The organism is Pseudomonas sp. TE3-3-F2023 (assembly GCF_036784815.1).
Taxonomy (GTDB): domain Bacteria; phylum Pseudomonadota; class Gammaproteobacteria; order Pseudomonadales; family Pseudomonadaceae; genus Aquipseudomonas; species Aquipseudomonas pudica.
Genome location: NZ_CP145113.1, coordinates 1,250,141 through 1,271,495 on the forward strand (window position 1 = coordinate 1,250,141; position 21,355 = coordinate 1,271,495).

A 21,355-nucleotide genomic window follows, 5' to 3' on the forward strand; every position below is an offset into this window, starting at 1 on the left:
TGGCTGGAGGTTCCCTTGGCTGGGATTGCGCTATCTTACAAGAAAAATTTGTACCGAAAGGTTAATTATTCGAAAACTCCATTGCGGTTTTCGTAACAATCATGGGGTTGAGCCCAGCCAGGAAGCATCTGGTGCGGCAGCGTTGGCCAAGCATAGCCAAGTGGAACCTGTACCGAGCAGGTGGCTCAGCAGGTGGTCCAGATCCGTCTGCCGCGTAGTCAGGATAGACCTGCGCAGCCTATCCAGCCTGCCGGGTTGTGTAGCCAGGTATGTCTGCCACGCCCATTCGGCGACTTCGGCATTACCCATCGCCGGTTCATCGAATTGCCCGGCCAGAGCCTGGCGAGCGACAGGGGCGAGGGTAACGCCCTGGCGCAGCAAGGTGAGCAGGTGGTCGAGGATCTGTACCTGGCTGGCGTGAGGCGACTGGACCCCGAACAGCAGGCCGCCGACACCCTCGACCTGACGAAAGGTACTGAATACCGCATAGCCGAGTTGCAATTCTACCCGCAGCCGTTGGTAAACCGGCCCTTGCAGCAACTGCGCGAGTAGGCGGCCAGCGGCTTCCATGGGCGCTGGCAGTGGGCAGAACAGCAGCAGGGCATGCTCACTGCCGAGTACTTCGGCATGTTGCCAACGGTGGTTGGCCCAGGCGGGCAGAGGGCCAGGCGCCGAGCCTTGGCCAGGGCACTTCTGCAGCACGGTGCCCAATGCGTCCAGGGCGGTATCGTCGAAGCCGGCAGCCAGGCCGTGCCAGCTTGCGTGCTGCCACAGGCTGTCGAGATGCGTCTGTGCCAGGGTGCAGGCCGGAGCAGGTGCAGGCGCGGCGCCCAGCACGGCGTCGGGCAGCTGCTTGAGCAGGGCCCGGATGGGGATCAGCGCCGGAGGCTGCGTCGAGCAGGGCAGCCAGCTGCCTGCCGGGGGCTTGCGCATCAATGCCAAGGCCTGTTCCACAGTGCGCAGCACCGCTGCCGGTAGCCCGGCGCAGCGCAGTTGCCAGTATTCGCCAGCGGCACTGAACTGCAACTGCACCGATACGCGCTCGCAGCGCTCCTGCATGGGGTGCAGGGCACGTTCGAGCAGCGCGTGCAGGCGCTGGCGCAACGGTGAAGGGACATGCCAGCGCAGGTACAGCGCTGCGTACTGACGAGTGCCAGGCAGCTGATCGCTGACTTTCAGTGCTGCTGGTAGGGGGTGCGGACTGGCATCAGGCAAGTCGGCCAGGAGCAAGGGATCGACGCCGGGCAGTTGCCAGTGCCCATGTTCTCGGCCCGGCAGGCCTTCCAGCAGGGCACGAAGGGCGTGCAAGCCTTGTGTGTCCAAACCGCTGAACGGCTGGCCGGCGCTGTCCCGGCGGGCCAGTTCAAGCGCGCTGGCACTGCGTTCGCGGCTTCGCTGCAGCAGCTCGAATTCGGCACTCAATTGCTCAGGAGCGGCCTGGCGGATGAAGCCGAACCAGCCATGCAACAGGGCACCGGCTTCCTCCGGGCAGGCATCCTCGCTCAGCTTCAGATCAATGTGCCACAGCAACTGCCCGGCGAAGGCATACAGTGCCTCGGCCTTGAAGCCCTGCAGCCAGCCGCGCTGGCGAAGCGCATCCAGCCAGGTGCCCGGGCGGCTATCGCCGAGGCAGGCGATCAGCAACTCAAGGGCCTGCTCGGCACCTGCCGGCAGGTTTTCGTGGCTGAACAGCAGGTGCGTGTCGGTCGTCGCTAAGGGCGGCGGCAGAGCTTGTGGCACCCGTTCACCCGTTGCGAACAGCTTGGCATGCTGCCGGCCCAGCAATTCCAGCTCATCCAGCGATTGCGGGCCGCACAGGCTCAGGGCGACCTGGCCGCCTTGGTAGAAACGCTGGTGAAAGCCACAGAGCGCTTGCTGGAAGGCGGGATTCTGCAAGGCCAGGGTGTGCCGGTTACCAGCATGAAAAGCGGCCAATGGATGGCCGGGCGCCGCGGCTTGCAGCAAGGCGAACTGCTGCTGGGCCTGAGGGCTGCGTGACCAGGCAATGAACTCGGCATGGATTACTTCGCGTTCGCGGCGTTGGCGCTCGATGCCCAGGTCTGGCTCGGCCAACATCTGGCACAGGCGCTCCAGCCCCCCGGCCAGGGCGCTGGGCGGGACCTCGAAGAAGAAGTCGGTGGTGCGTTCGCGGGTGCTGGCATTGACCTGGCCGCCGAGGGCCTGCACGTAGTGCATCAGGCCGTCGTCCAGCGGGAAACGCGAGGTGCCGAGGAAGAACAGGTGCTCCAGGAAGTGGGCCAGGCCGGGCCACCTGGTCGGCGCGTCGTGACTGCCCGCGTGCACCCGCAGGGCGGCGGCCGAGCGCTTCAGGCGCGGGGCGTGGCGCAGGGTCAGCTGCAGGCCGTTGGCGAGGGTGAGGTGGCGGGTGGCGTCAGGCATGGGGGCTCCGGTAACTGCTGTCCATGCTAACCCATTTGTTTGCAGGGCCGGCCTCTTCGCGGGCGCGCCCGATCCCACAGGAATGGCGCAGGTATGAAAGGCAGCGCAGACCCTGTGGGAGCGGGCGTGCCCGCGAAAGGGCCATCAGCCCTTACGCAGATGCAACTCCTGGCGCAAATCGGTGAGGTAAGGAAACGCCCCGCGCCCCTGCACCACCCGCTCATGCTCCAGCTCTGCCAGCAACTGGCACTCGTCCCGCCCGGCCATCGCCAGCAGGCTGCCATCCGGGCCGATGATACTGCTCTGCCCGCAATACTGGATCTCGCCTTCCGAGCCGCAATAGTTGGCATACACCAGGTAGCACTGGTTCTCCTGCGCCCGCGCCCTCACGGTCACCTGGCAGATGAAGTCGTACGGCGACATGTTCGCCGTCGGCACCAGGATCAGCTCGGCACCGTCCAGCGCCAGGCGCCGGGCATTCTCCGGGAACTCGATGTCGTAGCAGATCAGCAGGCCGACCTTCCAGCCATCCAGCTCCACCACCGGGAAGTGATCGGCACCTGCGCTGAACATCGAGCGGTCCAGCTCGCCGAACAGGTGGGTCTTGCGATAGTTGCCAAGGCTGCGGCCATGCGCATCGATCAGCTGCACACTGTTGTAGATGGCTCCATCATCGCCACGCTCCGGGTAGCCGTAGACGATAGCGATACGGTGCGCCTGGGCGATCTCCACCACCTCCATGGCCGCCGGACCATCGACGGCCTCGGCCAGGCGCTCGACCTGGGGCAGGCCGATGTTGTAGCCGGTCAGGAACATCTCCGGGCACACCAGCAAACTGGCGCCACGTTCGGCCGCCAGTTGCGCCTGGTGGCGCAACCGTTGCAGGTTGCCGGGCACGTCCAGTGGCTTGGGTGCGCCCTGAAACAGAGCGATGCGCATGCTGCCTCCTTGTCTCAGTCCGGCAGGGCGATCGGGCCGATTTCGTCGAACACGTCGCCTGGGCCGGGGTTGTCCGGGTGGGTGCGGCCACCGAAGTGATTCATGATACCCCACACCGCATTCAGCGATGTCTGTACCGCGCCTTCCACCCAGGCCGGCGTCCACGACACATCGTCACCGGCGATGAACATGCCGCGCTGCTCGGCAGGCATGTCCTGCTGCATGAAGTGCGCGTACATGCGCTGGTTGTAGCGGTAGTGCCCAGGCAGCGCGCCCTTGAAGGCGCCAAGGAAGTGCGGGTCGGCCTCCCAGGAAACGGTGATCGGGTCGCCGATGATGTGCCCGGCGATGTCGGTCTTCGGGTAGATCTTCTTCAGTGCGTCCAGGGCCAGTTGCACGCGTTTTTCCACCGGATGCGGCAGCATCTTCAGCGCATCGCTCATCCACGAGTACGACAGGCAGATCACCCCCGGCTTGTCGTTGCCGTTGTCGAACAGGTAGGTGCCACGGGTGAGGCGATCGGTGAGGGTCATGCTCATCAGGTCGCGGCCGGTTTCCGGGTCCTTGTCCTTCCAGAACGGCCGGTCGACCATGACGAAGGTCTTCGACGACTGCATGTAGCGGGTGCGGTCCAGGGCCATCCACATCTTTTGCGAGAACAGCGATTCCTCGCAGTCGATCTGGGTGGTCAGCAGCCAGGTCTGGCAGGTGGCGAGCACGGCACTGTAGTGACGGGTGTCGCCCCAGTTGTCGGTGACCGCCAGGCGGCCATCGGCGGCGCGGGCGATGCGCTTGACCCCGGTACGCGGCGCGCCGCCATGCAGCCCGCTCAGGCTGGTGCCTTCCGGCCAATGCACGCAGCGTTCCGGTACATGGCGCCAGATGCCCTGCGGTACCTGCTCCACACCGCCGACCACCAGGTGTTGGTGGTCGTCGCAGTTGGTCATTACCACGCGGAAGATTTCCAGCATCGAGTTGGGGAAGTCCGAGTCCCAGCCGCCGGTGCCGAAGCCGACCTGGCCGAACACTTCGCGGTGCTGGAAGCTCAACTTGGCGAACGAGCGCGAGGTGGCGACGAAGTCGTAGAACGTGCGGTCGTCCCAAAGCGGTACCAGCTTGTTCCACAGTTCTTTCAGGCGCGGCACGTCACGGTCACGGATGGCTTGCTGGATGTCAGCGAACTGCGCACCGCTTTCCAGCGCATCGGCCCAGGCATCGGCCACTTCGTGGAACAGTTTGGGCAGGTCGGTGGGTTTTTCGGCGTAGTAGGTCTGGCCTTCCAGGTCGATCACCGTGCTGCCCGAGGCCGGGGTCAGCGGGTTGGGGAACGGTTTGGTCTCCAGGCCCAGCTTGTCCACGTAGTGGTAGAAGGCAGTGGACGACACCGGGAAGCGCATGCCACCCAGTTCGGCAATGATCCCGTCGGTGCCGTTGAAGGTTTGCGAGCGCAGCCGGCCACCCAGTTTGGAGGCTTCGTACACCACCGGCTTGAGGCCCAGCTTCATCAGCTCGTAGGCCGCTACCAGGCCGGCGATACCGGCGCCCACGATTGCCACTTCCTCACCATGGCGCTCGGCCGGGATGCTACCCAAGCCTGCGGGGTGTTCCAGCCAGTCGTCGAAGGCGAAGGGGAAGTCCGGGCCGAAGATGGTGACGGGTTTTTTACCATCGGCTGGGTGGCGGTTTTTCTTGTTCATGAAGTGACCTTGCCAGAGAGGCTGCGCAGCGGGCGGAGCCTGAGTATAGGAGATGCCTGGGGGCCATTTTAGGGGGTGTGATGTTCGTTATTAAGGCGCAGAGTGTTGTCTGAATGTAGCTTGTATCGTCGAAATATATAAACAAGATAACTTTATGACGAACAGGAAGCCTACCCGTCTCAAGCACAGCATCGGCCCCCGGTGGGAGCGGGCGAGCCCGCGAAGAAGCCCCCGCGGTGTATGGCACGGGCTGCGCCCGTGTTCGCGGGCACGCCCGCTCCCACAGGGTGTGATCAGACAGTTCCTACACCCATGCCATGAATTAAAGAATTACCCTACGCCCGCTATAGCCTCGGTCTGGCTGCGTGGGAAACGCCTCATCGTTAACTTCACTGAGTCGCCGCTGTTCGGGCGACTGGGTGTGAGAACCCATCTCCAACTTCGCACCAAGGCTTATGTCATGGCAGCTGTGCGCGGGCAGGCTTTCGCCTGGCCGGATTTCCAAGTTGGCCGGTTCTCACCCCGTGCATGGCTGCCACCTATTTCCCGTGAGAAGGAGTTGGTAGGCGGTTTCCTCAAGACTCAATTTGGAAATTGCATCATGAAGACGACAGATTCTGACCAACCCGAAAAACTGAAACCCACCGCAGAAAAACCCTTTTGCAACTGCGAATCCAGCCACCCGCCATTATTCGCCATACGCCCCGGCATCGACGCCGCAGACGCTCTGGTCCATGCCTGCCTCCTGGCCCGTGGTCTCAATCAGATCGCCACCGACTACGCCCAGCACCACGCCCCCGAGCGCAGCCGTGACATCGTCTGGTCGATGCAGCATTCCGCCGAAAGCCTTTCGGCAATTCTGGAAGGCCTGCTCGACGGCCAGGAAGCCTGACCGCCAGCCGAGTTCAGAGCGGCTGCCCGCGGTCCACCTTGCTGCTGAGAATGATCGACGTGGTGGTCTTCTCCACCCCGTCGACACTGCCGATCTGGTCGAGCAGCTGGTCCAGTTGCTCGGGCGAATCCGTACGCAGCCAGGCCACATAGTCGAACTCGCCGCTCACTGCGCACAGCTGCTGCACCTGGCCCATCGCACTCAGGCGCCGCACCACCTCCTTGCCCGAGCGCGGCTGCACCTTGATCCCCACATACGCCTGCAGCCCCCCACCCATCACCCGCTGGCCCAGGCGTACGCCATAGCCGGAGATGACCTTGTTCTTCTCCAGCCGCTCCAGGCGCGAGTTAACGGTGGTGCGGGCGATGCCCAACTGACGGGCGAGGGTGGCGACGCTTTCGCGGGCGTTGATCTGCAGCAGGGCGATCAGCTGGCGATCGATTTCATCCAGCGTAATGGAGCGGGAATCCGACATGGCGAGTCTCTACGGTTGGCCCGCTAGCCTAGCCAGCCTGCGGTAAGCAGGGCAAGGGTAGACAGTTGGCCATGCTGACGCGCCCCCGTTGTAGAAGCGGCCTTGCGTCGCGAAAGGGCTGCGCAGCAGCCCCAGCAATATTTGCTCAGCGCCGAAATCCCGGGGCCGCTTCGCGGCCCTTTCGCGACGCAAGGCCGCTCCTACAGCTGCCGTGTCGGCCTGGCCCAGGATGTAAACATCGGCCGTAGCTTTTTCATCCGGCAGAACTGCCGAAAAGAAAAAGGCCTACGTTCTGCAACGTAGGCCTTTGATTATCTGGTGGGCCCACACGGACTCGAACCGTGGACCAAAGGATTATGAGTTCGCCAATGACACCGCTACGCTAGGTTTCATTGGGTTACAGGAGGAAACGGTACAGTACGCGAAAGTACAGGGCAATCAGTACGTTAGCGAACGGTAGGTTACAAGTGAGGACCTTCGTGCTGTACCGCTAGTGTACCTGGGAGAGTGGATTGTTTTGTACCGTCGATCCGGCGTCCCTGCCGGCGCTGGTGTCCAGGCCCCGGGCAAAAAGCCGCCCGGGGCCTGGCTCGGCATCCATGCCTCACCAGCTCTTCCGCCGTTTCCCCCTCCCTGTATTAGACAGAAGTGGTATTGAGAACTGAGTGCTGGCAGAGTGCTATAGTCTAATTTTTGAGCCAAGGAGGGGCCATGGCTAAGTTTCCGCAGCATCCGCGTTACGTTCCCATCATCAAGTGGCAGTCGTGGGAGCAGCGTGCTCTCGAAAAGGTCGAAGCAGCACACGTACACCGCGTGCAGCCATGCATTGAGGTGCGTACTTCCAAGCAGCATCTGAACCTTCTTGGAAAGCTCCAGGCCGTATGGCCTCATGACGTCTTGGTAGATTATGCAAATCCTAGCGGGCAATTGACGCATGTCCGCCAGAATGAGCTTCTAGATTTCATGCAGCATGCGGTTCAGCAAAAAATTCCAGCTTCGCCGGTCTTAGGACCTGCGTACGTTGCGAGCATGGGCGCCAAATTTATGAAATTGGCTACCTCACTTCCTTCAGTAGTCATCCGGCTGCGTTTGGATGCCCTTGCCGTTCCTAACGATAAACTGCAATTGGTGCAAGGGGCTTATACCTATCTGAAGTCAGCAGGGATCGACTCGGCATTGATTGTCGACCTAGGGGTCAGTCCGAAGGAGTGGCTGCCAGGCCAGATCGCCAGTTTCAGTCAAGATCTACGGTCGCTTAGCGCCATTGGTTATAAGTCGGTGCATGTTGTTTCGGGCGCATACCCTGCTAGTTTGGCATCTGTCAAAACCGGTTCGGCTACATTCAAGCGTTCGGATTGGGCATTTTGGAGCGACGTAAACGCTAGTGTGCCGGACTTGAAAGTCGGATTTGGCGATTATGGAACCCTTTCTCCAGGTTGGACGGAGGACATCCTGGAGCTTCGTAGCAATCGTATCGCGATCCGCTACACCCGAGGCAACGATTGGTTGATCCTGCGAGCGGATGGGAAAACCACCAATGACTCCATTGCGATTTCCGAAATCTTGGTAAGCACCTACCCTCAGGATTTCAAAGGAGCTGGATACTCATTCGGGGACGAGATCTTGGCTGAGCGAGCTGATCCCAATTTTCCAGTGAAGAAGAAGCGTTGTGGGCACTATCACATCACCGAAGGGTGGAGTCACCACATTGCATACGTGCTCAAGGAGCAGTACTGATAGCGCGTCTAGCCCGCTCGATCAGGCGTAGACGAACTTTCGCTTTAAGGTCCTCCAGAGAAAGCATCTCAGCGACCTTGGCTTGAATAACGTAGAGGCTCTTGCTCTTGAAGCCGCGAGTGATCCCAAGCTCTTCGAGAATCTGCAGGGCCTCTTCACGCTTCAGCAGGGTGACCAAGACGTCGGGTTCATGTCTTTTGTTAGGTTTGGCCTTTCGTACCTGCTTGAAGGTTTTGCCGGCCTCGTCTGGCACAACCATAACCCCCCACCAAGGAGGCAGCATTGGCATCGCTTTCTTGAGGTGGCATTCCGCAGTGACAAGCGTTACCTGATCGAATGCGCGAGCATAGCGTGAACCCTGCCCAACAAGGCGTGTTAGAGAGTCCGCTGCGCTTTTGATCTCATAGCAGTGCATGTCTAAAACCTGCACCAGGTCCGCACGGATCTCTCCGCCATTCAGCTCAACCTCCTCTAGGAAGTGAGACGAAACGTTAGGCATACCTGCTGCTAGGTGATGTGTTAAGGCAATTTTGATATCAGTTTCGCGCATGGAGGAGAATCTCAGGTAGGCGCCAATGATGCCGCAAATGGAGCTTTTTTGCGTGACTTTCCGACCTGATGGACAAGCTTAGCTGGTAGAGAGGGCTATGCAAATATGCTAAGATATTTGCATGAATCAGCAGAAGCCGTTATCCCATGTTGTTGCCGAGCTATTGGAGCATTTTGCTGCAAGGGGAATGGTCACTAGCTCAGCTATCGCAAGAGATACAGGGATAAATCAGTCACAGATCTATAGAAACCTTTTCGCAGCTCCTAAGCGGTTCACTAAGACTCATCTCAGGTTATGCGAATATGCAAATATTGATGTGGGCCGTGACGCGTCCGACCCCCGTTCCAGCGAGATTTTGATGAACGCTCTCGCCTCCGTTTGGGACGGATCTGAGGAGCACGCTCGTCGGCTAGCTGAGCTGCTTTTTGCGCACAGTCGGGCGGGCATGAGAACATGAGAACTGGAAGAGCGTTAGAGGAGGTTGCATATGCATGACGCAAAGACTCCTATAACCGTTAAATCTGCCTTTGAGAGCCTTCAGGCAGCGGGTTATCCGCGAACGTATGTCACGAAGCTCCTTCCTGATTGGTGGGACAACAGCCTGTTGAAAACCAGTGCGGGGGCATTCCAATTTGCTCTGATCCTTAAGCAGCGGTTGGGCCTAGACGTGAGCTTTGGGCAAGACGGTGATCTGGCAATCGAGCCGCGTGCCGCGCGTGCCAGTTTTAAACATAGGGCGGATACTCGCGTTGACGAGCTCAATGTCGCGGCAGGACTTGGCATCGCTTTGGCTCGCCTGGCGGTCTTTGCTAGTCGAGCGCCCTATCATCAGTTGCCTGCTAATCCCCTTGAGATTTATGAGCTAGTGCGTCACTCCACTGGGCGGGCATGCGTTGACTTTCAGGGGTTGCTGGATCTCTGCTGGATGAATGGCATTCCGGTTCTATTTCTCAAAGAGATGCCCAGGAACACTAAGCGCATGACCGGTATGGCAGTCATTGTAGACGGCCGTCCAGCAATCCTTCTAGGTTTCAATCACACGCATCATTCTAAACAATTGTTCGTTTTGGCCCATGAGCTTGCCCACATTTTGTGTGGTCACGTCCAGGACAATGGAGCTCTGATTGATGAGGACATCGCTGATGTGAGCGAAGGACTTGAAGGTCGTGTGCAGGTCCGAAGGGACGAGCAAGAACGGGAGGCAGATACTTTCGCCCTCAGCCTCATACGGCATGGACAGATGGACATTGTTCGACGGATACCTCGCCAGACATCGGCTACCACTTTGGCGGCTGCCGCGCTTAGGGCTAGTCGGGAGAATGGTATAGATCAGGGACACCTTATCCTGTCTTATGCCAAAGAACATGATGACTGGATTTGGGCTAATCAGGCATTGAGGTTTGTTCCGCAAGAGGTCGGAGCGGTCGAGTTACTGCGGGATCGATTCATAAGGAATACTGATCTTTCAGCGATTTCCGAAGAGAGTGCCGAGCATCTTCTTTCCATGCAAGGATTTGCGAGGTAGCTCAGTCTTGTATTTGCTCGATAGCGATGCCGCAAAAAAAATATGCCAATACAGCCTTCTCCATGAGTTGGCCGGCGCGTTGGGCTGTGGCTTAGGCGATTTTGCAGTGCTTCCGCAGCTTAAGTTTCAGCTGAAGCTGATCAAGGACGATAAGGCTCTCGCCAAACTCGGTTCTTTGGAAGCGGTCGACCTTGCGCGACAGCTCGTGGCGTCAGCCTCTGAAGTAGAGGTTTTGGTGGAATCTGCGAATCCCCTGCTCCTGCTCAATCGACCTGATATTGATAGCGGTGAGGCAACTCTATTTGCGGCACTCTATGGTAACGAGGGGGCGGAGCTCCTGAGTGGTGACAAGCGGGCATACGTGGCGCTTTCCAAGGTTGAGGGCATTCCAGTGGTTGACGCTCTGTGGGCTCGACTGATTTGTCTGGAAGAAGCCTTGTATCTAATCCTGGGAAGCGCGGAGTTTCAGCTGGTCTCGGCAAAGGTTCGTGCTCGACCGGACGTCGATACTTCTGTAAGCATTGCTTTCGGTCGAACGGCGGAAAATCCGTTAGAGTCTGTAGTCGAGGCGCTTCTAAGCTATATGCGCTCCCTTGAGGCGGATACCAGTGGGAAGTATGTGCTACCTCGCTGACTACCTAGAGGCTTAAACATCCATTTCTACCAAATATTATGACCATGCGTGTGTATTCGTCCTAGAGTTTGGCGAATGTGATGCAGATGACCTAAGAGAAGCCCCCGAAAGGGGGCTTTGTCGTTAGCGGGATCAGCCGTAGCAGTTTCTATTGCTGGCGTCAGGGCCAGAGCGACCCTGGGCGAGTGGCTTAATCTGGACCTGAGGACCTGCCTGCGCTGCGGGCCAGGCATCACCAGCTCAATCTGCCCGTTTAGACTTCTTGCTCCAGACACTTCCCATTGTCAGGTACATGCGCTAATGAACCGATGAGGCGCGAGACAACCCTTCAGTTAGACTCACGGCAGTTAGAGAGGAGGGCGGGTGGCATTTTGCTATGTTCGGTATTATATTATTGAGAAAGGCGATGTTGTCGACCTGATCTTCAGGAGTTTGTCTTAATGAATATTTGTGTGCGCGCATAAGGACTGGTACTAAAATATGTCTTTTTTTGACAAGGGTGTTGATCCAGCTGAGTTTGATAAATATAAGTCTGAAGTTGATATCAGGTTCAGGCAGCTGACTGAAGAAATAGAAAGGAAAGCTTCGGACTCTGAGGTCTCAGCACTTGAGTCAGCTAGTAACGCTTCTAAGGCTTTAGCAAGTGTAAAGTCAATAGAAGGGCAGATAGAGCAAGCTCTTGCCGCCCTTATATCGTATAAGGATACTGCAAGTGGCGAGCTTATCGGTATCACTGATATTGGTAAGCAATCCAAAGTCCTGCTGGCAGAAGTTTCAGATGTTGCGAAGGCTGGAGAAGAGGCTCGCTCAGCCATAGTTCAGCAGCAGAGTTCAATGTCAGAAGTATTCAAGGCAGCGAGCGCCGATCTAGCTATGATTAAGGCTGCGCTTCAGGAGGTTCAAAATCTTCCAGGGCAGGTTGAAAATGGTAAGAAGCTTTTGGAAGGGGCCGCTGCTGTTAGTAAGGACATGGAAAGTCTGCTGACACATTCGATGAAGAAGAAGTCAGATATAGATGATTTGCACAAGTCTATTTTAGGTGCGGAAGTAAAGGCTGCTGACGGGAGCGTCGAAAGGATCGATGGGCTTCTTGATGAGCTGCAAAACTCGTATGACTCAATAAAGTCGAAAACGGAAGATATGGAAGGTAAGGTTGATGGGACAGTTAAGGAGTTGCTTGAAAAGCATGAACTAGCCTTGGCTAGTGAAAAGGATAAGTTTGAGCAGCTCTTGGATGTTTCAAATAAAAGGTATGCGGCGATAAATGATGAAATTTCAGGGTTGTTGCCAGGTGCTATGGCTGCAGGCTTGAGCGCCGCCTACGAGAAAAAGAAAGATGATGAAATAAAGTCGTTGTCGGGGCACGAGTTTAAGTTCTTGGTTGCCATAGGGCTCATGGTTGGTGTTTCTTTAATCCCGTTTGGTGTTGATGTCTTTTTGTTGGGCTGGAAGGGTAATGACCTGGTTGAGGTAATTAAAGGGACTCCAAATTTAATTGTCTCAATTTTGCCTTTGTATTTTCCGGTCTTATGGTTCGCATACTCGTCAAGTAAGAAGCTAAATCTTTCCAAGCGTTTGATCGAGGAGTACACCCACAAGGCGGTTCTTGGAAGGACATTCTCAGGACTATCAAACCAGATCGAGTCGCTGCCCCGTGAGAGTATTGTACGTGATGAATTGAGGACCAAGCTTCTGTTTAATATGCTTCAGGTTAGTTCGGAAAATCCAGGGAAGCTAATTACAGATTACAATAAGACTGATCATCCATTGATGGATGCGTTGGAGAATAGTGCAAAGCTTTCTGACTCTATTGAGAGCTTGTCTAAGTTGCCAGGTTTTTCTGCGCTTGCAAAGAAATTGTCTGCCAAGACTGACGAGCTTCTAAGCGCTCAGACCCAAAAGGTCGAGAGCGGGTTAGCTGCTCAAGAAGAAATTGAAAAACCGACGCAGAAAGCTGCTGCTGATAGCGAGCAGGCAAAGGTATAAGGCTGCAACATATGCTGCCGGGAAGGAATCGCTTCTTCCCGGTTGATAATCGAAATCCCAATGGCTAGCTCGACGTTCGCCCGTGGTGATACTCATAAATTCATGGAAGCATCCCCGGAAAATACATGCCCATCTCCGTATAATGAGGTGTAGTGCAGCTCAATTGCGATATCTTTTCGTGTAAGAAAGCTAACCAGTGCGGCTTCACATCCCGGTTGTGTGTTTTTTGATAGGCCCAAAATCTCTATTTCTGCACCGGGTCTCAGGGCGGCGAGCCTTGCCGGCCATGCAATAGAGAAACAGAGCGGATTCAAGCCAATGTCACGCAGGATATTCGGCCATTTATTAACACCTAACCCGTTGTAGGTCTTTCCTGACACTGAAACACTTAACGAGGTAAGCACTCCGAGTCCGATACCTTCATTGCTTAGATACAATCCGTTCTTACCCCCTGCCCCTGCTAAGTGGGGGGTGACTATAAGAAATGGTCGCACGGAAAGAACGTTGTGTTGCTTACCTATATTGATTTGCCATAACGATACGCAGAGGGCACCGCTTGCCACAATAAGCGCTGCTAGAGATATTAGTCGCTCAGGATTGTTAGCAGCTCGCGACCAAGCTGAGGCTATTGATTTTGCGAGTGGGCGTAGCATGTTCTGAATCCCCCTTTTCAAAAGTTGTTCTATTTCCTGGCTGTAATGCTCCAACGTTCCAAGCTTGCGCGAATCGCGTCGCTCACAACATCCGTATGCTTTTCTATCAGGCGGCTCAGCGTCTCGAGTCGATTCACTGTGATCGGTTCGTAGTGGCCTTCATTCAAGCGCCGCGCAATTTGGTTGAGATTTCGGCCTAGTGCAAGCAATTGATAGTTGGAGTCGCCCAACGCATCGATTTCGGACATGCTGAACTGCGGTTCATGGGTTAATCCTGTGCGAATAGCATCTACGATCCAGCGCCTCGAAGAGCAGTTCTCAGCTTCAGCGCGCTCTTTTATGGCGGTTCGCTCGGAGCTGGTTAGTAGAATTTCAAAGCGTTCCTTTCGCTCTCTAATGCCCTCAGTTTGCGTATAAGCTTTTGACCGCGCGGGTCTTTTTTCCGCGCCTGAGATCGCCAGTTGGTTTTCGATAGCTTCCTTTAGAGCAGCCCCAGGGGTTTTACCAAGACCGGCGCAATAAGTCGTCCAGCGTGTTTTTAGATCGGCGCCAAGGTGAACGTTTATGGCCCGGCTTGGCTTCTCCATAGCAGTCTCTCCAGACACCCTATGCGTACTAATAGATTAGTTCCTGATGATGTGCGCACACACTACCGGCGCTTAGCCTATCCTGCAGTAGTCACTTGTAGCAATTGGAATTTCGTCATGACGAAGATATTCGGATATATGGTGCTTCAAAATATAGAGCCAAACTGAGATAATCTGCCCTGCCGAAACGTAGTGTTTTGGTTAGTTCGATGAGTGCTGTAACCGCCTCGCTGATGCTTACTGCATTATGGGCGCGGCCCTTAAAAGACGGGGCCTACACCGGGTAAGACTGGCGCATAGTCACCCCAAGGACGGTTTAACCGTGCCGGGTGCGATTCCTGAACAGATCGACAGGCTGGAATAGACGGCCCAGTGCTCACCATGTCAAATGGAGAGGTGACTATGGGTCCGTTCAAGCGTTTTGTGCTCAAAAGCTTCCGATCAGCTAGTTTCGCGACGATGCTCACGTCGATGCTGGCTTCCCAGCAGGGGTACGCTCAAATTCCTGTAACCGTTACTACCCAAGTGACGGATTCCCCCATGACAGTCGCAGAGTTCGCATCTAACACGACTCGCTGGGCTCAACAGGTTCAGCAGATGACATCCCAGATTGATCAGATGAAGCAGCAGTACGGCGCGCTCACGGGGTCGCGTGGGCTCGGTCGAGTATTTGACGACCCGCAGCTGCGAGAGTATCTGCCCCAAGATTGGCAGGCTGTGTATGACGCAGTGAAGCGTGGCGGCTATTCAGGTTTGAATAGCCGTGCCGGTTCGATCTATTCGGACAACAAGGTGTTCGATGCCTGCGAAAGCCTGGTTCAGGATCAGCAGCGCGATGCTTGCCGAGCACAGGCGGTGAAGCCGTCGCAAGATAAAGCGTTTGCTCTGGAGGCCTATGACCAGGCCGAAGCCCGACTGCGTCAGATTGACCAGCTCATGGGGCAGATCAATCAAACGCAAGATCCCAAAGGGATCGCAGAGCTGCAGGGTCGCATCGCTGCAGAGCAAGCGATGATCCAGAACGAGCAGACCAAATTGCAAATGTTCCAAATGGTCGCTGGGGCTGAGGGCAAGATTCAGGAGCAGCGGCAACGGGAACTGAATGCCCAGGTGCTCGACAAGAGAGGCTACAAGAATCGCGAATTGCTGAACCTGGGGGGCAACTGAAATGATCTCGTACGCTCATATTCTCCCCTTGGTCGTGTGCTTCTTCATCCTCACTTCCTTACGGCGATTCTGGATTTGCATTGGTCGGTTCGGGGCTTTGAAAGAGGTGTCACGACGTGCACCTGGGTTGATCCAGAGCGATCTCCTGGCGGCGTCGGCCGCGATCATGCCTTTCGTACTGGCGCTTGCCGATTGGTTGCAGATAGTGCCGCCCCGAGCAACTGGGCCAATCTCCTCAACGCTCGCCGTTTTGATCTCGTTCGCATGTGCACTGGGTTCGTCGCTATTGATTTCGAGGTCCGAATGCCGCGTCGCGGGTAGTTGGGCAGGGACAAGGGAAAGCGCGTTGAGAACGCTTGTAGCACTTCAGATAATCAACGCTGCTGAGCTGGCCTATTCGCTGAAATTTGCTGGGGAATTCCGCCCGGAGGCGGAGTATTTGCTGCCTCGTGAAGTGAATGGGGCGGATCAGAATCGGGAGGGCCGGAAATGACAGTCTCTCGTTTCTCAATTGTCGTTTTGTTTCTGCTCACGGGCTGCGGGGCAGATGAACCTGTCCATTCTGTCGATTGGTACAAAGCCCACAGCTCGGAAAGGGATATCCATATATCGGAGTGCGAGCGACATGCCGGGACTCTTGCTCTTACGCCGAACTGCGTTAATGCCAAGCAAGCCAGGAATGAGCAGCAGCTTGATCAGCGCGGCTATCGGAAGCGTGAAGTGCTGAATCTGGAGGGGCAATGACCATGGCGTCCAATATCTACGAATGGATAGGTGGCTCTGTCGACGCGGTGTTGAACAGCTACGTTCAGCTGATGGCACATAGTGTCATTGATGACTTCTCGGGCTTGTTCGTTGTTGGCGGTGGCCTGTTTTTCATGACCCTCGGCCTTTTGTCGGTCAGTGGGTTCATCGAGCATCCCCTTCCACATCTCTTTAAGCTGATGCTGAAGTGGGTATTTATCGGCGCACTGGCACTCAATGCTGATACGTACCTTGGTTGGGTGGTGGAAGCGATTCGCGGCCTGGAGGCTGGCTTGGCAGATGCATTTTCGCCAAACGGCGACGGTGTAGCTGCGACATCGGTCTATCAGGTGATTGATAGAGCTATGACCGACGGCTTGGATATCTTTTCCGACCTCATTGCTCGCGCAGGGAGGCGTGGGATCACCGAGATAGGCATGATTCTTTATGACGGGGTCATCGCTGGAACGATGCTCTTTGCAACATTCCTGATCACGCTACCCGCTGGAGCGATGATCATTACAGCGAAGGTACTTTTAGCGTTTTTGCTTGGGTGCGGCCCGTTGTTCATTGCAATGCTGCTTTTCGGCCAGATGACCAGCAAGTGGTTCGATCAATGGTTCGCCCAGGTGATGACCTATGTCATTCAGTGTGCTGCTGTCACGTCAGTGCTGACGCTTGGAATAAAATTCTTTTCGGTAATGTTGGCAGATGTGCAGCCCACTGCTGGAAACGGCCCAGCGACCGACATGCTGGAGATCCTCGCGTTGAGCGGGATCGTGCTCTACATGGTTTATCAGGCTTACTCTTTAGGAGGCCAGCTTGCAGGTGGTTTGTCGTCCAGTGCGATCACATTGCGGCAGATGGCTCAGGCTGCGATAAACCCAGCCAAGGCGGTCTTTAACACAGTTAATCCGATGTCAACGCGCCGTGACCTGCAGTCGGGCATGATGACCACTGCAAGAGGTTTGAATCATGTGATCGCAGGGAACAGCGTTTGGAATCCCGCCTACCGGCAGCATGTCATGCAGAACCTGGGCAAGAACTGGGGTAGGGCGAGAGGAGGGAAGGTCGGCAGTTAAAGGTTTACTGGTACCGTGGAGCATGCTGCGCGCCCTGGCGGGCTTACCCAAAGGGGCTCTGCCCCTCTGGACTTCCCGCCCTCGCCGGTAGCAGGGGCCGCTGGGAAAGGCATCCAGCAGCCCCACATGTAGGATTGGGGGTGCGCAGCGTCAAGGGTTCGCTTCGCCGTCATCCTCGCCCGGTCCCGTTTCACGGGCTGCGGCCTCCGGTGACGCCCTTGACCCCCGTTTATCTGTTCAGCGCTGAAATTGTCTTGCTTTAGTCACCGACACGAGGGGGAGCCCGTGAATACTTCGGAGAGCGTCATCATCACGAGTGTTGAGCGGGAGCGGCGTCGGAAGGCTGTCGAGTATGCTTGCGCGTCAATCGGGCTCGAGGGTTTTGTATTGAGCGCTGAAGAACAGCGACGCGCTCAAGCTTTTGTGGACGGGAAGCTCACCTTGACCGAATTTGTTTCAGCCAGCATCCACGAATAGCTGGAAGCTGGGTCAAGGGCATCACCGCAAGCCGCAGCGGAGCGTAGCCCGGAGGGCGAGCACCGAACGGGTGAGGATGATGGGCGTAGCCGTACCCTTGATGCAGCTGTAAGCGACCAAGCCTAGCGACAGGGGGAGGAACAAGGCGAAGCCGCCGGACCTGCCCCTGCCGCCCGTCCGGCAAGGATAGGACGCGGGATGCAACCGAAGGGGTTGCCCAAGCGAAGCGCGGAGTATCTGGATGCATGACGTATCTAAAAACTTATTTTCGATCCTGAAGTAACTCCGTGTTTAATGTGCTGCCACCGTGCTCTTTTTTCTGCATCTGAAATGGTCGAGGTTGGTTGGTCCAACTGATCATTTGGCTTGGGCGTGTTTATGTCTAGTCTTCGTCGATTGCGTTTTTCTGCCACAGCTAAGCCTGCATTCGCTACGAATGTGCCTTTTCTGAACTTACTGATTATCCCCCTCATCCATCTGCTGGGGCTAGTTTTGATGCTGTGCGTAGCCAGTGCACCTTGCAGTTCGTCCAACAGAGTTTGTGCTGTCGTATGTTCGAACCTTTCCATCATTTCCATGATTATTTTCTTCTCTGAGCGAGAGGTGAGCATATGAGGCCAGATTAGTTGGGTTTCGGTGGTTTCCCCGTGTTCGCTGTAATTCAAGGGGGCAGAGTCGCCGTGTAGATTGCCTCCCGGTAGTTGTTGTAGTGATTCTTTATTTGGATTCTTTGTAGGTTTATGGGGTGACAACATCTTGTCATCCCCCGGTGACATATGTGGCACCGGGGGAGAGACGCTCTGGTCGGTGGCCGGTGTCTTCCTGGCGGGGGGAGGGTCACATTTTGTCAGGGGGGTGAAAATTTCGAGCGTGTATCTATTCGAACTCTGTCCGCCATCACTTCTGAATTGCTTGCTCACTGTCACGAATTTCTTTGCTTCGAGCTCCTTTAGTACCCTTTGTACAGTTCGCTCCGAAGTGCAGCATTTTCTCGCGATGATGCTGATTCTCGGCCAGCAAACACCTAGGTCGTCAGCGGCATCCGCTAAGGCCATCAAAACAATTTTTGACGATGGCGTAAGGTGCTGATCCCATGCCCAGTTTGAGGCTTTGATGCTCATCCCAGAGCACCATCTAACTCCAATACATCGTTAACTTGTATGGTTCGGAAAAAGACTCGTCGCCCAACGCGAACTACAGTTGGCTTAAGCTTTTGTGCCAGATCCGAATTGTTGTACATGGCGACTCTAAATCCGGCTGGAGACTTGCCGAGCAAGCTTGCTACCTGGGCTAGACTCATCAGCGGGCCAAATCGGTCGAGGAGGTATTCTTCTGCAGTCATGGGCTTCTCCGTGCTTACGTTGATTAACGTCTCGTTGTAATTACGGCTGAAGCTATCAGTATACTTTGGTGACAGTAAAGATGGAGGTTTCTAGTGCTACTGTCACCAATTTCGAGTTTAGGTCCTCTGGAAAACAACTCGGAAAACAATTTGAAAACACGTTGACAACAGTGTGGCAACAGAAAGAAAACAATAGGAAAACGAAATGGAGGTTATTTAGTTCCTATGCTCTGTCTGAAAAATACCGTCGCATACACCGCATGACACAGGCCAGCGAGACCATTGCGGCATAACTTTTTGCGAGCTTGTCGAAGCGCGTGACGATTCGGCGGTTCTCTTTTAGCCAGCCGAACATGCGCTCGATGATGTTGCGCTGTCGATATTTGGGGCGATCAAACAGCCTCGGCAAGCCGGGCTTGGGCTTGCGCTTCATTGAGCGGAGCGGTATGACCGGCTGCATCCGATAGCGGTCGCAGTAACGGCGCAAGGCCTCGGCGTCGTAGCCCTTGTCGGCCAGCAACCATTTGCATCGTTTGCGTGGACGGCCACGCTGGCTTGTCGGGATGCTGACCCTATCAAGCAAGGGTTGGGCGTAACTGATGTCACTGGCTTGGCCGCCAGAGAGAAGGAAGCGCAGCGGTATCCCGTTGGCGTCGCATAGCATATGTATTTTGGTTGTCAGGCCGCCGCGACTGCGGCCTAAAGCGTGATCGGCAGGCTCGAAAGGCCCCCTTTTTTCCGTGCTCCAGATGAAGCACGGGTTGCTCGAACAGCAGTGGAGTCGATCATCCAGGTGTGGGGGGCGATCAAGCCTTTGTCATTGAGTTTGAGGTGCAATCGTCTGAGCATCTGATCGAATGTTCCGCGGTTTCGCCAGACTCGGAAGCGGTGATAGACCGTAGCCCAAGACCCGAAGCGCTCAGGCATATCTCGCCAGGCTGCTCCCGAGCAGAGAACCCAGAGCACACCATCGAGCATCAAGCGATCACTATTGCGGGGCCTGCCCCTGACGTGCGCTGCTGTAAACAGATCGGCGACGACTGCCCACGCTTCATCCGAGAGTTCATAACGCTTTGCCATCACAGAATTCCTTTCCGTAGATGATCGGCAACTGTACAAAACCAAGGCCGTTCCGGCGCCACATTTCAGTTTCTTGGCATTTCAGACAGAGCCTAGGGCGCTTTTGTATGTCAGTGCTCTGTGGGTGAGCGATTGGAAAATCTGATGTCAATATGGCATCTTGGTGGTATGACTCCATAAGATTTCGGACAGATACCATGTTTTACGACGCACGCGAATTAAGAGCTCTTTCTATTCTGAAAAAAGTCAAAAAGCACCCTGGATTACTGGCTGCTGATGAAAATGAGCTGATCTATTCATGCATAGCGGTTGTTTCCTACCTGCTATTGCGCGGCGAAGCCCTTGCATCAAGGCCTATTTCCATAGACGAGATGACCGGTATCGGTGAGCACGCTCAGGAGGCCGAGATCCCTCACAACAATGCCCATCTTCCCCACCTCTTCGAGGCACTGCACAGCCCATTTCAAGGCCTGGGCACACGAGGAACAACTGAGTTCCTCAATTATCTAATCGATCGCTGCATCAAAAGGCTTACACAGGTTGAGCCGAGGCACTGCAAAGTCGTCTCAGGGTTTGCCGGAACGGTATTGAACCACCTTCAATACGACGTCATCGACGTAGTACCCAACGTCGCCGACCTATCTCTCGGCACTAAAAGCCAGGGCATAAAACATTCATTCCTGATGTCGGGAAGGATCAGCAAAGCACAATACAACCTCATCAAGCTTAAACTGCACTGCAGCCAGATCAACATCCGCTTTGTTGACCGCCCCCGTAACCTACCTAAGCCCAATGAACATCGTGCTTATCTGATTGACGCGCCCCTCCCGAAAAACCTCTCCGTTGTCCAGGATAAATTAATCCACGAAATGGCCTCGGAAGAGATTCTTGAGCAAATCCCTGGTGACCTTGGGGATGGAAGCCTTTACATACTGACACGCAGCGCCAACGGCGTTAATTCTGCAGAATTCAAACGTTCATGGCAGCGCTATCACCGGAGCATGGAGGCCGTCATTGCCTTCGACAGCTACCATGACAACATTTTGAAAAAATTTATCTTCATTGTTTTGAATCGTCAAAATACCCGAAACGGTGCCTGCCTCTATATCAACCTCTCCAACAATCCGGCCATCCAGCACCTCGACGCCATCGAACGCTCGATGCTGGCGGGTGCAGTTTATCTTTCCTGGCGCTTTAACGTTCACCCCGTCAAAAATATTTCCGAAAATGCCACCAGTTTATGGAACAGTCACTTCAAAAATGGCTATCGCAATGTCAATGGGCTCTGCAATGAGGTTCTCCAGACACCTGTTCCCAACCGCCACCTTTTCAATGTCAAACGACACGTCAATTTCGCAGAGCGAAAGACGATCACGTAGGACTATAAC

At 55.7% G+C, this 21,355-nt stretch carries 20 protein-coding genes; 10 read left to right on the forward strand and 10 right to left on the reverse strand.

Features of this window, described 5'->3' with window-relative positions:
• Positions 1–99: 99 nt before the first annotated feature.
• From pqqF to V3314_RS05595, 3 genes are all read right to left on the reverse strand, one after another.
• On the reverse strand, positions 100–2,400 hold the full coding sequence (pqqF, locus tag V3314_RS05585; RefSeq protein WP_338460001.1) for a pyrroloquinoline quinone biosynthesis protein PqqF: 2,301 nt from the start codon (positions 2,398–2,400) through the stop codon (positions 100–102).
• Between the two features lie 144 nt (positions 2,401–2,544).
• Entirely contained in the window at positions 2,545–3,339 is a 795-nt protein-coding gene (locus V3314_RS05590; protein ID WP_046614430.1) for a carbon-nitrogen hydrolase family protein, read from the reverse strand.
• 14 nt (positions 3,340–3,353) lie between these two features.
• A complete protein-coding gene (locus V3314_RS05595; protein ID WP_046614429.1) occupies positions 3,354–5,036 on the reverse strand; it encodes an NAD(P)/FAD-dependent oxidoreductase in 1,683 nt (560 codons plus the stop codon).
• Between the two features lie 460 nt (positions 5,037–5,496).
• On the opposite strand from V3314_RS05595, the gene V3314_RS05600 reads away from it, so the two are divergent.
• Positions 5,497–5,928 carry a DUF3077 domain-containing protein gene (locus tag V3314_RS05600; RefSeq protein ID WP_230384929.1) on the forward strand — a complete coding sequence of 144 codons (432 nt, stop codon included), beginning with the start codon at positions 5,497–5,499 and terminating at the stop codon, positions 5,926–5,928.
• A gap of 13 nt (positions 5,929–5,941) precedes the next feature.
• Here the strand turns inward: V3314_RS05600 and V3314_RS05605 are convergent, their stop codons facing one another.
• Positions 5,942–6,403 carry an Lrp/AsnC family transcriptional regulator gene (locus tag V3314_RS05605; protein ID WP_015268712.1) on the reverse strand — a complete coding sequence of 154 codons (462 nt, stop codon included), beginning with the start codon at positions 6,401–6,403 and terminating at the stop codon, positions 5,942–5,944.
• Positions 6,404–7,114: 711 nt separating this feature from the next.
• Between V3314_RS05605 and V3314_RS05610 the strand changes: the two genes are divergently transcribed.
• Positions 7,115–8,140: a hypothetical protein gene (locus tag V3314_RS05610; RefSeq protein ID WP_338460002.1), complete on the forward strand. Its 1,026-nt coding sequence runs from the start codon at positions 7,115–7,117 to the stop codon at positions 8,138–8,140.
• Here V3314_RS05610 and V3314_RS05615 read toward each other — a convergent pair.
• Positions 8,124–8,690, reverse strand: a complete 567-nt coding sequence (locus V3314_RS05615) for a sce7726 family protein (RefSeq protein ID WP_338460003.1) — start codon at positions 8,688–8,690, stop codon at positions 8,124–8,126. The genes V3314_RS05610 and V3314_RS05615 overlap by 17 nt on opposite strands.
• A 487-nt stretch (positions 8,691–9,177) precedes the next feature.
• On the opposite strand from V3314_RS05615, the gene V3314_RS05620 reads away from it, so the two are divergent.
• The 3 genes from V3314_RS05620 to V3314_RS05630 all read left to right on the forward strand — a co-directional run bounded on the left by V3314_RS05620 (position 9,178) and on the right by V3314_RS05630 (position 12,835).
• Positions 9,178–10,215: an ImmA/IrrE family metallo-endopeptidase gene (locus V3314_RS05620; RefSeq protein ID WP_338460004.1), complete on the forward strand. Its 1,038-nt coding sequence runs from the start codon at positions 9,178–9,180 to the stop codon at positions 10,213–10,215.
• A 7-nt stretch (positions 10,216–10,222) separates the two neighbouring features.
• Entirely contained in the window at positions 10,223–10,849 is a 627-nt protein-coding gene (locus V3314_RS05625; RefSeq protein ID WP_338460005.1) for a hypothetical protein, read from the forward strand.
• Positions 10,850–11,329: 480 nt separating this feature from the next.
• Positions 11,330–12,835: a hypothetical protein gene (locus V3314_RS05630; protein ID WP_338460006.1), complete on the forward strand. Its 1,506-nt coding sequence runs from the start codon at positions 11,330–11,332 to the stop codon at positions 12,833–12,835.
• 92 nt (positions 12,836–12,927) lie between these two features.
• Here V3314_RS05630 and V3314_RS05635 read toward each other — a convergent pair whose 3' ends face one another.
• Complete coding sequence (locus V3314_RS05635; RefSeq protein WP_338460007.1) at positions 12,928–13,488, reverse strand: hypothetical protein; 561 nt, start codon at positions 13,486–13,488, stop codon at positions 12,928–12,930.
• 29 nt (positions 13,489–13,517) lie between these two features.
• Positions 13,518–14,075 carry a plasmid mobilization relaxosome protein MobC gene (gene mobC / locus V3314_RS05640; protein WP_338460009.1) on the reverse strand — a complete coding sequence of 186 codons (558 nt, stop codon included), beginning with the start codon at positions 14,073–14,075 and terminating at the stop codon, positions 13,518–13,520.
• Positions 14,076–14,477: 402 nt separating this feature from the next.
• Between mobC and virB5 the strand changes: the two genes are divergently transcribed.
• The 4 genes from virB5 to V3314_RS05660 all read left to right on the forward strand — a co-directional run bounded on the left by virB5 (position 14,478) and on the right by V3314_RS05660 (position 17,545).
• Complete coding sequence (gene virB5 / locus V3314_RS05645) at positions 14,478–15,242, forward strand: P-type DNA transfer protein VirB5 (protein WP_338460011.1); 765 nt, start codon at positions 14,478–14,480, stop codon at positions 15,240–15,242.
• 489 nt (positions 15,243–15,731) lie between these two features.
• A complete protein-coding gene (locus V3314_RS05650; protein WP_338460012.1) occupies positions 15,732–15,986 on the forward strand; it encodes an EexN family lipoprotein in 255 nt (84 codons plus the stop codon).
• The gene (locus tag V3314_RS05655; protein ID WP_338460013.1) at positions 15,983–17,068 is read left to right on the forward strand and encodes a type IV secretion system protein; all 1,086 of its coding nucleotides are present in this window, start codon (positions 15,983–15,985) and stop codon (positions 17,066–17,068) included. Before V3314_RS05650 ends, V3314_RS05655 begins: the two co-directional genes overlap by 4 nt.
• Before the next feature lie 285 nt (positions 17,069–17,353).
• Positions 17,354–17,545: an antitoxin VbhA family protein gene (locus V3314_RS05660; protein ID WP_338460014.1), complete on the forward strand. Its 192-nt coding sequence runs from the start codon at positions 17,354–17,356 to the stop codon at positions 17,543–17,545.
• 254 nt (positions 17,546–17,799) lie between these two features.
• Here V3314_RS05660 and V3314_RS05665 read toward each other — a convergent pair whose 3' ends face one another.
• The 3 genes from V3314_RS05665 to V3314_RS05675 form a co-directional block, all read right to left on the reverse strand.
• Positions 17,800–18,666 (reverse strand): helix-turn-helix domain-containing protein, encoded by an 867-nt coding sequence (locus V3314_RS05665; protein WP_338460015.1) that lies wholly within the window; start codon positions 18,664–18,666, stop codon positions 17,800–17,802.
• A complete protein-coding gene (locus V3314_RS05670) occupies positions 18,663–18,887 on the reverse strand; it encodes a DNA-binding protein (RefSeq protein ID WP_186690163.1) in 225 nt (74 codons plus the stop codon). The genes V3314_RS05665 and V3314_RS05670 overlap by 4 nt, the downstream gene beginning before the upstream one ends.
• 223 nt (positions 18,888–19,110) lie before the next feature.
• Positions 19,111–19,967, reverse strand: a protein-coding gene (locus V3314_RS05675; RefSeq protein ID WP_338460016.1) for an IS5 family transposase whose coding sequence is annotated in 2 segments (ribosomal slippage) — positions 19,111–19,626 and positions 19,629–19,967 — 855 coding nt in all. Because the reading frame shifts where the segments join, the coding sequence is not laid out codon by codon here.
• Between the two features lie 197 nt (positions 19,968–20,164).
• Here V3314_RS05675 and V3314_RS05680 point away from each other — a divergent pair.
• Positions 20,165–21,346 (forward strand): hypothetical protein, encoded by a 1,182-nt coding sequence (locus V3314_RS05680; RefSeq protein WP_338460017.1) that lies wholly within the window; start codon positions 20,165–20,167, stop codon positions 21,344–21,346.
• The last annotated feature ends 9 nt before the right edge of the window (positions 21,347–21,355 follow it).

Excerpts from the sequence above, each read along its gene's own strand:
- V3314_RS05620 (WP_338460004.1), top strand. The coding sequence starts at position 9,178 with ATGCATGACGCAAAGACTCCTATAACCGTTAAATCTGCCTTTGAGAGC.
- V3314_RS05635 (WP_338460007.1), bottom strand. The coding sequence starts at position 13,488 with ATGCTACGCCCACTCGCAAAATCAATAGCCTCAGCTTGGTCGCGAGCT.
- V3314_RS05605 (WP_015268712.1), bottom strand. The coding sequence starts at position 6,403 with ATGTCGGATTCCCGCTCCATTACGCTGGATGAAATCGATCGCCAGCTG.
- V3314_RS05610 (WP_338460002.1), top strand. The coding sequence starts at position 7,115 with ATGGCTAAGTTTCCGCAGCATCCGCGTTACGTTCCCATCATCAAGTGG.
- V3314_RS05630 (WP_338460006.1), top strand. The coding sequence starts at position 11,330 with ATGTCTTTTTTTGACAAGGGTGTTGATCCAGCTGAGTTTGATAAATAT.
- V3314_RS05650 (WP_338460012.1), top strand. The coding sequence starts at position 15,732 with ATGACAGTCTCTCGTTTCTCAATTGTCGTTTTGTTTCTGCTCACGGGC.
- pqqF (WP_338460001.1), bottom strand. The coding sequence starts at position 2,400 with ATGCCTGACGCCACCCGCCACCTCACCCTCGCCAACGGCCTGCAGCTG.
- V3314_RS05680 (WP_338460017.1), top strand. The coding sequence starts at position 20,165 with ATGTTTTACGACGCACGCGAATTAAGAGCTCTTTCTATTCTGAAAAAA.
- V3314_RS05665 (WP_338460015.1), bottom strand. The coding sequence starts at position 18,666 with ATGAGCATCAAAGCCTCAAACTGGGCATGGGATCAGCACCTTACGCCA.
- V3314_RS05595 (WP_046614429.1), bottom strand. The coding sequence starts at position 5,036 with ATGAACAAGAAAAACCGCCACCCAGCCGATGGTAAAAAACCCGTCACC.
- V3314_RS05600 (WP_230384929.1), top strand. The coding sequence starts at position 5,497 with ATGGCAGCTGTGCGCGGGCAGGCTTTCGCCTGGCCGGATTTCCAAGTT.
- V3314_RS05590 (WP_046614430.1), bottom strand. The coding sequence starts at position 3,339 with ATGCGCATCGCTCTGTTTCAGGGCGCACCCAAGCCACTGGACGTGCCC.
- V3314_RS05655 (WP_338460013.1), top strand. The coding sequence starts at position 15,983 with ATGACCATGGCGTCCAATATCTACGAATGGATAGGTGGCTCTGTCGAC.
- V3314_RS05615 (WP_338460003.1), bottom strand. The coding sequence starts at position 8,690 with ATGCGCGAAACTGATATCAAAATTGCCTTAACACATCACCTAGCAGCA.
- virB5 (WP_338460011.1), top strand. The coding sequence starts at position 14,478 with ATGGGTCCGTTCAAGCGTTTTGTGCTCAAAAGCTTCCGATCAGCTAGT.
- V3314_RS05670 (WP_186690163.1), bottom strand. The coding sequence starts at position 18,887 with ATGACTGCAGAAGAATACCTCCTCGACCGATTTGGCCCGCTGATGAGT.
- mobC (WP_338460009.1), bottom strand. The coding sequence starts at position 14,075 with ATGGAGAAGCCAAGCCGGGCCATAAACGTTCACCTTGGCGCCGATCTA.